9 protein-coding genes and 2 pseudogenes are annotated in these 13,726 nt (G+C 61.3%); 2 read left to right on the plus strand and 9 right to left on the minus strand.

The genetic code is table 11. The features are described 5' to 3' along the window. Positions 1-136: 136 nt before the first annotated feature. The 5 genes from ACIGJB_RS32170 to ACIGJB_RS32190 form a co-directional block, all read right to left on the minus strand. Positions 137-961, minus strand: a complete 825-nt coding sequence (locus tag ACIGJB_RS32170; protein WP_483734915.1) for an alpha/beta fold hydrolase — start codon at positions 959-961, stop codon at positions 137-139. A 45-nt stretch (positions 962-1,006) separates the two neighbouring features. Then, positions 1,007-2,059 (minus strand): porin, encoded by a 1,053-nt coding sequence (locus ACIGJB_RS32175; RefSeq protein WP_483734916.1) that lies wholly within the window; start codon positions 2,057-2,059, stop codon positions 1,007-1,009. Between the two features lie 445 nt (positions 2,060-2,504). Continuing rightward, positions 2,505-3,347, minus strand: a complete 843-nt coding sequence (locus ACIGJB_RS32180) for an IclR family transcriptional regulator (protein ID WP_483734917.1) — start codon at positions 3,345-3,347, stop codon at positions 2,505-2,507. A gap of 415 nt (positions 3,348-3,762) precedes the next feature. Then, a complete protein-coding gene (locus ACIGJB_RS32185) occupies positions 3,763-5,058 on the minus strand; it encodes a hypothetical protein (RefSeq protein ID WP_483734918.1) in 1,296 nt (431 codons plus the stop codon). Between the two features lie 45 nt (positions 5,059-5,103). Beyond that, the gene (locus ACIGJB_RS32190) at positions 5,104-6,084 is read right to left on the minus strand and encodes a Bug family tripartite tricarboxylate transporter substrate binding protein (RefSeq protein ID WP_483734919.1); all 981 of its coding nucleotides are present in this window, start codon (positions 6,082-6,084) and stop codon (positions 5,104-5,106) included. Between the two features lie 144 nt (positions 6,085-6,228). Here ACIGJB_RS32190 and ACIGJB_RS32195 point away from each other — a divergent pair, with 144 nt between their 5' ends. Further along, positions 6,229-7,155, plus strand: coding sequence for a LysR substrate-binding domain-containing protein (locus ACIGJB_RS32195; RefSeq protein WP_483734920.1), 927 nt, complete (start codon positions 6,229-6,231; stop codon positions 7,153-7,155). Positions 7,156-7,208: 53 nt separating this feature from the next. Beyond that, positions 7,209-8,545, plus strand: a pseudogene (locus tag ACIGJB_RS32200) (IS701 family transposase). Positions 8,546-8,643: 98 nt separating this feature from the next. Here ACIGJB_RS32200 and ACIGJB_RS32205 read toward each other — a convergent pair. The 4 genes and pseudogenes from ACIGJB_RS32205 to ACIGJB_RS32220 form a co-directional block, all read right to left on the minus strand. Beyond that, a pseudogene (locus ACIGJB_RS32205) lies at positions 8,644-9,469 on the minus strand (IS5 family transposase). 506 nt (positions 9,470-9,975) lie between these two features. Then, positions 9,976-10,964, minus strand: a protein-coding gene (locus tag ACIGJB_RS32210) for an IS630 family transposase (protein WP_483734921.1) whose coding sequence is annotated in 2 segments (ribosomal slippage) — positions 9,976-10,502 and positions 10,502-10,964 — 990 coding nt in all. Because the reading frame shifts where the segments join, the coding sequence is not laid out codon by codon here. An 88-nt stretch (positions 10,965-11,052) separates the two neighbouring features. Continuing rightward, positions 11,053-12,378 (minus strand): IS4 family transposase, encoded by a 1,326-nt coding sequence (locus tag ACIGJB_RS32215; protein ID WP_483734922.1) that lies wholly within the window; start codon positions 12,376-12,378, stop codon positions 11,053-11,055. A 247-nt stretch (positions 12,379-12,625) separates the two neighbouring features. Next, positions 12,626-13,627: a tripartite tricarboxylate transporter substrate-binding protein gene (locus ACIGJB_RS32220; RefSeq protein ID WP_483734923.1), complete on the minus strand. Its 1,002-nt coding sequence runs from the start codon at positions 13,625-13,627 to the stop codon at positions 12,626-12,628. Between the last annotated feature and the right edge of the window lie 99 nt (positions 13,628-13,726).

Here is a 13,726-nt window from a genome sequence, read left to right on the forward strand (position 1 = left end):
GCCCCCAAGGCAAGTCCCATCGCAATGCTCAGTGCAAGTAGCGCGCGCCGGGTCACAGAAGATCGATTGTTTTGCATCATACTTTCCTCTAAGGGGACGCCGGAGCTCGGGCAGTGCCCCGCGCCCGGCCTGCTGCTCAGGCGACGGGGTTGCCCGGCGCCGCAGCGGCGCCATCCACTCGGCGACGGATGAAGTCCAGCAGGTGATGGTTGAACATCTCTGGCTGTTCGGCAAACGCGTAGTGGGCGGCATTCGGAATGCAGGCGAACTCCGCATCGGGAATTAACTCTTGGATCTGCCGCATGCCCTCTGGGCGCCCCACCTTGTCATGCTCCCCAGCCAGCAGCAGCGCCGGCACACGCGTGCGCTGCAATGTTTCGATGCCATCGTACTCAACTATCGCAGCAATTGCAGCGCAGAACGTGTCGGCATTGGTACTGGCGGCAACCTTCGTCACCAAGTCGACCAGCGGGCCCTGTGATCCCGGAGCGAACATCGAGCGAATCACGGGCATGGCAGTTTCCTGGAACGTCTTACCAAGCTTGAGAGGCTCGATGCGCTCGGCGAGAAAGGTCACCTTGTCCTCTTCGCTCTTCCGGGAGAATGACGCGACCGTGGCGGAGACCACCAGGCCATTCGTACGCTCCGGCAACATGCGACAAACCAAGGGCGCAATGATGCCGCCCATGCTGTGGCCCAGAACTACGTTGTAACGGCTGCCGGTATGCTCAATCAGTTCGGCTGCAGTGGCCGCGAGCCCTTCGATGCTGAGTCGCTCCGGTAGTGGACTCAGTCCATATCCCGGAGCATCCCATGCCACCACACGGTAGCCTGCACGCACCAGCATCTCGATCTCGGGGCCGAAGTATGTCTTCGAGCCATACGCACCGTGCAGCAGGAAGATCGTGGTCTCCGAGTCGCCGGCCACTTGGTAATCGGGGAAGCGATAGGGTTTCATCATCTTGTCTCCGTTGTTATGCGAATGTGAGGCGCTGACGGGGGGCGCTCAAAATTTGGTACGGATGCCGAGCGCGATAGCGGTCTGGCTGTTCTTCCCCGGGGCCAATGTGTAGCCGCCAAAGCCGAAGTTCATCGCGGCGTTTTTCGAGTACGCCGCCACGGCGTAGATGTTGGTCCGTTTGGAAAAGCTGTAGTCGACCAGGGCGACCCCCTGCCATGGATTGGCAGGATTCACGCAGGCGATTGCGGTGCAGGTCTGGCGGAGGTCGTCATAGTAGAAGGCGCCGGTCAGGGCAAGCGCCGCCGTGACCTCGTAGCGCAAACCGGTCCACCAGAAGTTGTCGCGCGAGAGCGTGCGACCAGTGTTATCTTGCTTTTGGCCCCAGCGATAAGCGGCGAATATCGTTGCGGGCCCCATTTCGTACTTGGCGGCAAGAGTTGCGTATTGGGTCTTACCGTGCGAGGTGCTATTACCGACCTGTGGATTCACCTGGTCGTAGCCCGCCGATACACTGAAATTGCCGGGAGCGTATGTCGCGCCAGCGCCCCAGCCCGCGCCGGTCGGCGTTGCGCCCGGCACTTCGCCGAATGCATAGTGCGCCCCAAGTCCGACGGCACCGAACTTGCCGACGTACTTCACCGCGTTGTCGGTGCGTGAGGTGATTACCGTCGAAATTGGTTCATATTGCGGCGCGTAGGCCTGCGGCATGTAGTTGCCGAGGATCGAGAACATGGTCGTGTACTGGCGGCCGAACGTGAGCGCGCCGTAGTTTCCCGAGAGTCCGACAGCAGCAGTCCGGTCGAAAAGCCGCGCGGAGTCGGACATCGTGCCCGCATCGACGTTGAAGCCGTTCTCCAGCGTGAACACGGCCTTCAGGCCCCCACCAAGATCTTCCACGCCGCGTAGGCCCCAACGCGAGGTCGACATGCCGCCAGAGCGCAGGCTCACGCGAGAGGCACTGCCCTTGCCGCTGGCGTCCGGAATGTTGTTGATGTACTCGATGTTGGCATCCACAACACCGTATAGCGTCACGCTCGATTGGGCGTGCGCGGCGGCACTGCATATGCCGACGGCAGCGCAAATGACTGCATGCTTCATTGATGTCTCCCGTATGTCCTTTTTGTTGAAATGGGGCCACGCGTTGCTGGGTCTTCCCCACCTGGCTGGGCGTTGTTTAGGACGTCATTCTTGCGAGAGCGCTGCGGAGTGTATAGAAGTAAGAGGTTGCCTATCCGCACAGCGGAAATGGAAAGGCTAACATATTGATTTTCAAGGAAATAAACCGCGCGAGAAAGCAGTGGTCATGCAGGCGAGCAAGAGCCCAAACAGGGAAATCGGTCCATTGCGTCATCGAATTGGCGCCTGCGAATTCGCCAAGATGGATTCGCCGAACTTGCACTGCATTGGCTCGGGATTCTTGTTGTGTTGATGGATATAACGCATAAGTTTGCGGTCCAGGTCTTCACCGAGGTGAAGACACCGCGTGCGATCACATCGCGCTGAATGCGTGCGAAATCCAGTTCAATCAGTGGCGAATCAGGTGTCAGGGCTGATATGCCTGCGAACCGATCAGCTGGACGGGACGCGAGCTGGCGAGCTCTTGCCGCACGGCTTCCACCATCGACACGAGCGCCGGCCCCAAATTGTTCATGAGCCGCTCCCGCGGCGCCTTCCTTGGGTCTGCCACACAAGTGAAAGCGTACACGCCACCACCACGGGGCAACACGAGGGGCACCCCTACCGCGTTGACGGGTCGCGACCACGATCGCAGCGAGATGACGAATCCATGCTTGCGATACTCCTTGTGAGCACGCTCGACAGTCTCGCGGATTGCAGGCCACTCCTCGGCATGGCGCGCGCGAATCTGTTCCAGCAGATGCGTCCGCTCAGCCAACGGCACTGCGACGAGATATGCTGTGCCCATCGCCGTAGATGCCATCGGCAACACGGATCCCACGTCTACGCGAGCCACTTCCTGACGCGCATCGTGGCGTGCCACGTCAAGAAACATCACTCCCAATCGGTCACGCGTACCCATGGCCACCGAGACCGCCTGCTCTCGTGCCAGCGCCTCCATGTGTGGCTTTGCGATACGATGCACACCTACATTGCGTTGTATCGCCCCGCTTAGCCCCAGCACACCGGCGCCGGCGAAATACTTGCGGCTTTGCTCATCGCGACGCAGGTAGCCAAGTGCGGTGAGTGTGAAGGTGAGCCGCGAAACGGTTGCCGCGGGCAAGCCTGTCATCGCGACGATCTCCTGATTGCCAAGCAGGCGCCCCCCCTCGAAAGCCCCAAGTATTTCCAACCCACGTGCCAGCGCAGTAACGAAGCGGCGATCTTCCGCAGGTATGGAACCAGCTTTTTCCTTAGGGGTAGCGAACATACTTAATGTGGCGAAATTTCAACGCAGAGAACGCGTAATGCTAGGCGATCCGCCACACGTAAGCAAAGAGTTCGAGCCCTGAAATCGAGTCCGCGGTAAGTTGCGCGAAGGTAAAAGCGGGCGATCGCGCGAAGTTGTGTTGCGGTTGCCCATGCTGCGCGCATCACCTTGGTCCGTTGCCCCATCCCAATGAGTGCGACATCCACGGTTCGCTGAGGGCCGCCGGCGATCCGGTGGGGCAGCCCAGCGCGCCCAACAATGCTTTGCTGATCCAAACACCACGTGGCCGATACTGGAAGTGTTGTTTCCCCATCTTGGTATAGAACTGGGGTCGGATCAGCAGCGGAGCGCTGATGCCTGAGGCTGCGGGAAATTCGAGGTAAGGGCTTCTCTTACAGTAAAACCCAGCTCGCTATCAATTTGCTTCAATGACGGAGTCCACATCCAGCACGTACATTTGCCGGCTTCCGTCGTGGATCGAATCGATGCAAACGTGCCTGCCATTCCGGCTCCAGCGCGGGTGAAGATCGCACCGGTTTTCCTTCTTCAGATGAGGGCTGGTGTAGAACGTGCCGATGTCATGGCGCACGCCGCGCTCCACGTGATAGAGAAACAGGATGCGCTCATTGGTCTGCGCATCAGGATAGGTATCGCTCAGCAGCCACTCCGGATGGGTCCGTGAGAACGTCATGTGGCCGTTCTCGGTGAGCAGTTCCGCGCCGATCACCGCGACCTCGCCGTCCGTGCGGTCCTCGTACAGGTGATAGTGGATGCTGCCGTCGTGCGGCCCCCAGACGATGATGTGCGTATCGTTCTTCCACAGCGGATGTGAAATCTGATACTCCGACTTCTCGTAGTCGAAGGTGCCCACGGCATTCGGGTCGAAATGCCCAGCCAGTTGCGGCAGCGGGTGGTCCGAGCATTCCAGCAGGCGCATGTCCGTGCCGTCGGGATTGACGGTGATCAGGCGATGGAGGAAACACGTCTCGTCCTCCACGCGTTCTGTCCATCGGTGCAGGAACAGCACGCGCGACGAAGACGGATTGATCTCGATGTGGCTTACCCAATGGATGGCCTTGTCCATGGATGAAACGGGATGGAAGTTGCGGAGATCCTGGTAGCTGACGATCAGGCGCGCCTGGCCGCTCTCCAGATCCATCGCGTGAATGCCGTCGTGCGCCGGCGCAAGATCCAGCACGGGGCGCTGGCGCAGCGAGCTTTCGTCGCTGTAGCCGATGGTCTGGTGCGTCACGTAGAGCCGGCGGTAGTCAACACACAGTGCGTAGCGGCTGTCCGGGGCTACAACGTAGACCGGCAACGGCAGGTGTCGGGTAGTGCCGGTGGCAACGTCATGAATGGCCGACCCGAGGCACGGGTAGAAAGCCCCGGCATCACCGGTGCGGCAGTTGTAAATTAGCTGACGGCCCGGCGCGCCATCGAGCCATTGGAGCTGCGCGCCCATCTGCCAGTTCCACGCCGTGGTCTCGCCGACCTTGTGGAAGCGGTCGCCGTCGTGCGTGTCGAAGTAGCCGATTTCCGCCACCAGTTCCGGAGTCAGGTCGGCATCCGCCATCGGAACGCGCTGCGCGAGCACATAGCGATCACTGCGATCCCAGGTACTCTTGTTGTAGTAGCCGAAGAAGTGATGAAGCTTGCCGTCTCCCAGGCGTCGGTAGGGAAGGGGCTGGCGTTGGATAGCTGGGTGGTTCATGGTCATGCGCAAGGTTGGAGAGGATGGCCAGCGACTGCCGGAGATTTATTCGGCGCTCAGCTTTGCCTTCTTGATGACCTCGTCCCAGCGTGCCTTTTCGGCACCGATGAACTTTGCGGCAGCGTCGCGGGTATTGGCTACCGGCGTCATGCCTTGCTCCGCCAGCCCGTTGCGGAACTCCTGCGTAGCCGCAATGGCGCGGATGTCGGCATTGAGCTTGTCCGCAATGGCATCCGGCACCCTGGCGCCGACGGCGATGGTGGTCCACGACGTCGCGACAAAGCCGGGCACGCCGGATTCGGCCGCCGTGGGTACCTGTGGCAGGGCCGGCAGGCGTGTCTTGCCGGTGACGGCCAGGGCGCGCAGCTTGCCCGTGCGGATGTAGCCAAGCGTGGTCGGGGGATTCTCGAACATCATGTCGATCTGCCCGCCGAGCAGGTCCGCCATGGCCGCCGAGCTGCCCTTGTAGGGCACGTGCGTCAGCGCTGCGCCCGTCGTGACCCGGAATAGCTCGCCGATCATATGGACCGACGAGCCCACGCCGGCCGAGCCGAACGTCATGCCCTGCGGACGCTTGCCCGCGGCTTCGACCAGCTGCTTGAGGTTCGTCACCGGGATATTCGGGTTCACCACGACGACGTGCGGCATTTCCGCCAGCACGGTCACCACTTTGAGGTCCGTCGCCGGGTTGTAGTTCAGCTTCGGGTAAGTGCCATAGGTCGCGTGCAGGCCGATCGAGCCCAGCAGCAGGGTGTAGCCGTCCGCCGGCGCATCGGCGACAGCCTTGCCGCCGATATGGCCGCCGGCCCCCGGGCGGTTCTCGACCACCACCGTCTGCCCATACAGCTTGCCGAGCTTGTCGGCCAGCATGCGCGCCTGCAGGTCCGAGCTGCCGCCCGCGCTGAACGGCACGATCAGGCGCAGGGGGTGGTCCGGGTAGGCCGCGTGGGCAGCAAAGGACGCCGTGCCGGCAAGCAGCGCGGTCAACAAGGTCAGGCAGCGCGAAAGGGTCGGCTTGCGTGGCATGGGTAGTCTCCGAAGGAATCAGGCGTGGTCGGCCGTTTGATGGCTGCCAGTGTAGGTTGGTGCTGCCATGCTGAATAATGCAATCTTGCGTGTGGGCTATGCATTCGTGATATACATTTGGCCCCATCGCCGAACGCCATTCCTATGCCGCGTACTCCAACTTTCCGGGAAATCGAAGCCTTTCGCGCGGTCATGCTGACCGGCACGACGACGGCCGCAGCCGCAATGCTCCACACCACACAGCCGTCGGTGAGCCGGCTACTGGCGCAAATGCAGGCCGGAACGGCACTGAAGCTGTTCGACATGGACAAGGGCCGGTTGCGGTCCACGCCAGAAGCGCAGCGGCTGTTCCAGACGGTCCAGAGCCACTTCCAGGGGCTCGCGCGCATCGGGCAGGAAGTGGACCTGTTGCGCCGATCCGGTACTGGCCTGCTGCGGCTGGGCTGTACGCCGGCGCTGGGGCTCGGGCTGATGCCGGGCATCGTGGGGCGCTTTATCGAACTGCATCCCGATGTGCACGTCGACCTGCAGACTGTGGGCAGCCACCAGCTCAGCGAAGGGCTGATGCATGGCCGCTTCGACCTCGTGCTGGCGACCGGGCGGCTGGACCAGCCCCAGCTCGATATCCAGGTGCTTCACCAGGAGCACGCTGTCTGCGTGATGCACCCGGAGCATCCGCTGGCGTCTCTGCAGCAGCTTCATGCTTCCCAACTGGCCGGTCAACGGCTGCTGACCCTGAATGCGGACGACGAACTCTCGATCGCGCTCTGGCAGGCATTGCGCGATGCCGGCGCAGAGCCGGCGGCTACCCTGCAGACAACCTACTCGGGCACGATCTGCAGTCTTGCCGCGCAGGGGGCGGGGATCGGCATCGTCAATCCTTATGCGGCGCGCGTTTTTGCGCATGCATTGCGCGTCGTGCCGTTGTTGCCGGCCTGCCTGGTGGAGGTGCGCATGGCGCGCGCCGGCCACTTGGCGAACTCAGGTTTGGCGGAAACCTTTGCCGGTCTGGTGGCCGAGAGCCTGGCCAACGAGTTTGTATTCGAGGTTGAGAATCTCCAGCCCGGCTGAGCCTACGCCTGACGTCACTGAGGAGATGGCGGCACAACACGATGCGTCCGCGCATGTCGCACCGACTCACCGGCCGAAAGAAGTCATTCCGCAACTACTTGGCTGAGGGATTGGGACACGCAGATCGCCGCGCCGGCTTGGAGAGCTACTGCACTGGTCTGATGCTGCCGCTGTCGCGAAAGAGTGTGGACCCGATGGCCGCACGGGTTGACCCCCTGCGCGCAGCGCCCGGCATCAATCGCTGCACCACTTCATCTCCAAATCCGATTGGTCGGATGCGGTATTACTGACGCGCATCCGCGAATGGGTACAGCCATTAATGCAAGCGCGAACCGGTCGCTATTGGATCATTGATGACACGGGCTTCCCGAAGAAAGGCAAGCATTCGGTCGGTGTGGCTCGCCAATATTGCGGCCAGCTTGGCAAACAGGACAATTGCCAGGTCGCGGTCAGCCTGTCATTGGCTACGGAGCAAGGCAGCCTCCCCATTGCCTATCAGCTCTATGTCCTGAAGGATTGGGCCGCCGATGAGACTCGCCGCCAGAAGGCCGGCGTGCCAGACGATGTCGCGTTCGCTACCAAGCCGGAGATTGCTCTGGCGCAAGTTCGCGAGGCGATCGCAGCCGGCGTGCCTGCCGGAGTCGTGCTTGCCGACGCCGCGTATGGCGATGAAACGGGGTTTCGCGAAAGCCTGCCCGAGTTTGGGCTGCTTTACGCCGTCGGGATTCGGCCCGCGACGACAGTCTGGCCGCCGGGCGTCTCGCCACTGCCGGCCAAACCTGCAAGCGGTCCGGGTAGGCCGCCGAAGTTGCTGCGTCGCGCACCGGGCCATGAACCGGTTTCGGCGAAGACTCTGGCGATGGCATTACCCGCGAGTGCTTACCAAGTGGTGACTTGGCGGGAAGGCACCAATACGGCCCTTTCATCGCGATTTGCGGCCGTGCGGGTTCGCGCGGCGCATCGGGACTATTGGCGCAGCACCATGCGTGACGAAGAGTGGCTGCTGGTTGAGTGGCCGCAGGGCGAAGCGGAGCCAACCAAATACTTCTTGTCCACGGCACCGGCCGATGCGCTGATAGAACAACTGGTGTTCGTGACCAAAATGCGTTGGCGTATTGAGCGCGATTATCAGGACTTGAAACAAGAACTCGGCCTTGGTCACTACGAAGGTCGGGGCTGGCGTGGATTCCACCATCATGCGACGTTGAGCATCGCAGCCTATGGCTTCCTGATGGCCGAGCGACTCACCGCAGACAAGTCCATAGGAAATAAAAAAAACTTCCCCGAATGCCAAATACCTGCGCTTCCCGCGGATTACATCCCCCGTGGCAGCCCAGCGCGCGCAGCGACATGTGAGGAATTCAATCACCACACTCCGTCATCAACTTAGCGTGCATCTGATGCGCAGCCTTGGGCTTTGCCCATGTTGCGCGTCTGGCTGATCAATCACATTTGTGACACAGTAGTACTAAGAGCCCGTTTGGAAATTCAAGGATGGGCGATTCTGCGTAGCAGCAGGCCGCCCATAGCGATATAGACCATAGCTTCCGATACGTCAGTTCGCCGTTCGTAATCCCTGACCAGCCGACGCCACCGGACCATCCAACCAAAGGTTCGCTCAACTACCCAGCGCCTGGGCAGCACAGCGAAACCAACCTGCTCCTCATGGCGGCGCACCACCTCCACCACAAAATCCAGCGTCGCCGCCTTGTCCATCAACGCACGACGGTCGTATGCCCCGTCGGCAAAGAAATGCTTCAGGCCTGGCCAGCGCTTCTTCAGTGCCTCAAGCACCGCGATGGCTCCCGTGCTATCAGCAATGTCCGCTCGCGTCAGGTTGACCATCAACAGCCTGCCGTTTGTATCGACCGCGATATGGCGCTTGCGCCCGACGATCTTCTTTCCCGCGTCATAGCCGCGCTCTTGCGCCGACGGCGCCTTCACCGACTGACTATCCACGACACCAGCGCTGGGGCAAGGCTGCCTTCCTTCCAATTCCCTATCGAGCATCAGTACAACATCGTGGAGCGTGCGAAACAGGAACCTGCGCATCAGTCGGCGAAACCACCAGTACACCGTTTGCCAGGCCGGGAAGTCCTTGGGAAGCATGCGCCAGCCGCAGCCCGGAGCGCACCAGGTATCGCAGCGCATTGATGACTTCACGCAGGTCGGCCTTCCTACGTCGTCCACGCTGTGCTGGCTTCGGCAGCAGTCCTTCCATCGCTGCCCATTCGATGTCTGTCAGGTCGCTCGGATATCGCTTTGTCTTGGCCGCCATGCTTGCCTGCCGCTCTCGATGTTCTTTTTTCCACATCCGAACGTTAAATCACATCTACGGCGAATTTTCAAACGGGCTCTAACGTCCCAAAGGCGGGTTCTGCTAGGCGCTGGCATTAGTCTATCGCTTGAACTTCGATCGCAACTGTAGGCAGCCGGAATTAGCCGGACTGCCGTGCAATTCCCGCCAAGCGAGCAATGACCTGACGTCAGTTCACCCACTGCGGTGCGTGATGTCGTTGGCCATCACCGCCACGTCTCAATACGACCAAGACATCAGCATGACCTTACACCAGCCATCCGGTATCACCCAGGGGGTGCCCTGTTCATCGACGCCAACTGGACGCCCGCGCAGGCCTGGGCTGTGATTGATAGTGTGCAAGCAGACGGTAGCGCAGATCGTCGAGCAGTTCGTCAATTGGCTTTGGCCGCCCGAAGATCGGCAGCAGCATCCTGGAGACCTTGGCGATCTCGCCGATAAAGACTGCTGATCCAGCAACAAGGGGCCCGACGAGCCTATTGAGACTTGCATAAATGCTGACATCACCACAACTCGGCCTGCTTCCAGCACGCGGCTATGATGTTGGCGCGTTGCTGTGCGCTGCGCAGCCGATTGCGGGCGGTCGTTTTGAGTTCGGCGAGCGAGTGTGGGCAGAAGTTGGCCAGGGCATGGCGCTTGAGCCAGGCCCAGAGATACTCCACTGGATTCAGGTCCGGGCTGTAGGGCGGGACAAAGGCCATCTGCACTGCACCACCAGTGCTATCGAGGTAGTCGCGCACGATGCGACTCTTGTGCTGCGCGGCGCCGTCCCAGATGATCATCAGGCGGCGTTTGAGGTGCGCGCGCAGTGCCTTGAGGAACTCCACAATCTGTGCGCTCTTGATCGCGCCGTCGTAAAGGCGGAACAGGCAGTTGTGATAACTCATTCCCGCGATGGCCGAGACATGCTTCCAGTTGAAATGAAACTGGATGACTGGCGTTTGACCTTTCGGAGCCCAGGTGCGCACGCGCGTGGGGCGTTCCGAGAGCCCAGACTCGTCAATGAAAACGATCAGCCGTTGCTCCCGCGTACACTTTTTTTGAGCGCGGGCCAAGTCTTGCGCTTCCACGCCAGAACGGCGTCCTCGTCGCGCTCGATAGCGCGTCGATCTGGGCGTTGGGGCGAGAAGCCGAGCGAATCCAGAATGCGCCAGACATGGGCCTCGTTGTATGACACCCCGAAGCGTTGCTCGATGAGTAGACGCACCCGTTTGAGCGTCCACAGTTCGGTGCCAAAGCCATGCTCGGTGGGGCGCTGCAGCAAGGCACGACACAACTGCTCGCGCTGGGCATCGTCGAGCAACGACGGCCGTCCACGGGCCATGGTGCGCAGCGCATCGATGCCGCCTTCGTCCAGTCGCGCCTTCCACGTGTACACCGTCTGCCGTGCCACGCCCACCGCAGCCGCAACCTCCGCGACCGGCTTGTTCGCTAACAGCATCCGTCCAGCGCGAACCCGCTTTCTGGTCGCTTCGTCCATCTTCCCTGCCATGCAATCGACTCCCGATCAACGCCTTGATCAGATAACGCGTCAGACTCGAATCGGTTGTCATGATTTATACAAGCCTCAATAATGCCGTTCAGTTAAGGTCCTTGCTGAGGAATCGAACGGTGTAGCGTGAAGGGCGAGCTTTGACGACCCGGTCGCATGAGCGGCCGGGTCGTTTCACATTGGGCAGCGACTTTAGGCGTTCACGGAGTCGGTGCAGGCAGGCGGGCAATTTGGCATAGGCTGGCGTGACGGCCGCCCACATCATCTCGTGCTGAATCACGTGGAAGGCACGCACGAAGCTCATATCGGTTGGTGCGAGCTTCGCTTCTCGGGCGGCGCTGGCCATTTCACGGCGAACAAGGTTGTAGGCAATCAGTGCCCCCCAGATTTCCTGGCATACCCCATCGACGTTGCGACTGCGCAGGGTCAGCTCCGTGCCGAGCATCGACTGCTTGAGCTCCCGGTAACTCGTTTCGATCTGCCAGCGACGTTCGTAGCAGGCGACGATGTCGGCAGGTTTGAAGCGACGCCGATCGAGCAGGGATGTCAGCAAGATTCGGCTGCGCCCGCGTGCATCGGTCGTGCGAATCGCCCGCGCCTGCCAGAACTCCGGCAGTGCCGCACACTTCTTGCGTGCTTGCGGCGAGACCCGCATGCGTACCGTGGCATCATCGGCCGTGCCGGCGATCACCTCCCAGCAGGTGTTGGATTTGGCCGGAATCAGGAAGTGGCGGTTGTGCCCGCCCATCGTCAGGCCGCACAGGATCTCGGCAGACAGAAAGCCCTTATCGAATACCGTCAGCGAATCATCTGGTATCTGCCCCAACAAGCCTTTGGCGTACACCATCTCATTGCAACCGTAGCGACCGAAGCCGGCACCTGCCACCAGATGCGTAGGGATAGCCGTCAGCGTCACCATGCGCACCTGTGGATAGCTGGCAACCTTGCGAACGTAAGCCTGCGCACCGAAGTGCTCGCGGTTGGCGGGGCTATCGGCTGTGCGTAGCGTTGTGCCGTCCATTGCCCACAAGCTCAGCCCTTTGAAAGCGTGGTCGCTGGCGTCCTGCCGGCTCCAGGCCTGCGCTGTTCGTTCGAACAGCCACGCCAGCGGTGCTTGCCCGATGCGCTGGCGGGCTTGCGTCGCCGCGCTTTTGCTCACGAACGGCGATACCTCGTCAGGCAGTGCCAGTTCCAGATTGTCGAGCACTTCGCTGATCGACCAATGGCAATACATCGCCAGTGCAATCACTAGCCATACCACCTGCTCGGCGGGCAACCGGCGACGTCGGATACTTGCCGTTCCCGTCGCCTCTACCGCACGCTCGATCCACTCGTACGGGAGATGCTCGGCCAGCCGACTCAAATCGGCCGGCTGTTGTGCTTCGAGCAGAACGGTCAGGTGACTGGAGAACATTGCGCCGCGAAGTTAACATTTCGGCGCAATGTTTACAACCTGCCGGACGCTAAATACAAAAATGCCGCTCAGCTCTTAACTGAACGGCATTAGCCCGACGAGCCCCTTGTTCCATCAATGCCGTCGCTCCACATTTGGACCTCCGCGTTTGATCGCCACGTCCATCAGCATCCCCCATGCTCACGCACAGTCAGTGACCGATAGGCTCGGCCGGGCGCCGTTAGCGGCGCGGGTGCGCGCCTCCGGCTCAGTCTCCTCTGAAGCCCACCGTTTGGACGATTGGAGCCCAGTGCTCCACGAGCCGTTTTTTCAACTGGGTGACCTCCAACGGCGTCGAACCGGACAGCGGCTCGTAGCCAATGTTCTGGATGCGGCTGCGCACATCTGGCATGGCCAGGACCTTGCGCAATGCTGCGTTCCAGCGTGACACCTGCGCTGGCGGAGTGCCGGCCGGAGCGTAGAGCGCATAGCCCGAGCCGACGACCAGCGAAGGATAGCCCTGTTCGCTAAAGGTTGGAACATCGGGAAGCTGGCTGCTACGCTGCTTGCCCGACACAGCCAGCACACGGATTTTGTGCGCACGATGCTGTTCCACGAACACGCCGAGACCATCGACGGCCGAGCCGATCTGATTGCCGACAAGGTTGGTCACCATCGCCGGCCCCCCTTGGAACGGCACGATGGAGATGTCGGCACCCGCCTTTCTGGTGAACTCGAACGCGATGAAGTGCAGTACGGAGCCGAGGCCGGACACCCCTAGTGTTGCCGCGTTGCGATCGGTTTTCGCGGCCCTGATGTAATCAGCCAGTGACCGGTAGGGCGAGCTTGCGCTGACTGCCAGCCCATAGTTGACGGCTGCCACTTCGCTGATGGGCGCGAAGTCCTTGTCCGGGTCATAGCGGAGATTGCTATAGACCAGCGGCGCGATGACCATGGTGTCGAATAAGGTCATCAGTACCGTATTGCCGTCCGGTGCGGCCTGCTTCAGCACTTCCGCCGCCACGCGCGTGCTCGCACCCGGGCGGTTCTCTACGATCACGGTCTGCTTGAGTTCGTCCCTGAGCTTTTCCACGAGCACGCGTGCCATGGCGTCGGCGGCGCCGCCGGCCGGGAAAGGTACGATGAAGCGCGCTGGCGCTTCAGCGCGGGCAGCCTGCGTCACGCCAAGGCCCATAGCCAGACAGGCCCCTATTCCTGCCAGGCCGCGTACGACATCGCGCCGTCCAATTCGTTTTGCTTCGCTTGACATGATTGCTTCCCCCTTTTATCGGTTGTCTGGGTGCTGATCTGCGGTTACGTGTCGGACCGGGCGGGTGCCCGGAACTCGCCGAATGCGACCGCGTCAGCC

The organism is Cupriavidus sp. C2SS-8b (assembly GCF_057073745.1).

What these genes read in the sequence shown, in the direction of transcription:
- ACIGJB_RS32170 (WP_483734915.1), bottom strand. Translation starts at nt 961, where the DNA reads ATGATGAAACCCTATCGCTTCCCCGATTACCAAGTGGCCGGCGACTCG.
- ACIGJB_RS32175 (WP_483734916.1), bottom strand. Translation starts at nt 2,059, where the DNA reads ATGAAGCATGCAGTCATTTGCGCTGCCGTCGGCATATGCAGTGCCGCC.
- ACIGJB_RS32180 (WP_483734917.1), bottom strand. Translation starts at nt 3,347, where the DNA reads ATGTTCGCTACCCCTAAGGAAAAAGCTGGTTCCATACCTGCGGAAGAT.
- ACIGJB_RS32185 (WP_483734918.1), bottom strand. Translation starts at nt 5,058, where the DNA reads ATGAACCACCCAGCTATCCAACGCCAGCCCCTTCCCTACCGACGCCTG.
- ACIGJB_RS32190 (WP_483734919.1), bottom strand. Translation starts at nt 6,084, where the DNA reads ATGCCACGCAAGCCGACCCTTTCGCGCTGCCTGACCTTGTTGACCGCG.
- ACIGJB_RS32195 (WP_483734920.1), top strand. Translation starts at nt 6,229, where the DNA reads ATGCCGCGTACTCCAACTTTCCGGGAAATCGAAGCCTTTCGCGCGGTC.
- ACIGJB_RS32215 (WP_483734922.1), bottom strand. Translation starts at nt 12,378, where the DNA reads ATGTTCTCCAGTCACCTGACCGTTCTGCTCGAAGCACAACAGCCGGCC.
- ACIGJB_RS32220 (WP_483734923.1), bottom strand. Translation starts at nt 13,627, where the DNA reads ATGTCAAGCGAAGCAAAACGAATTGGACGGCGCGATGTCGTACGCGGC.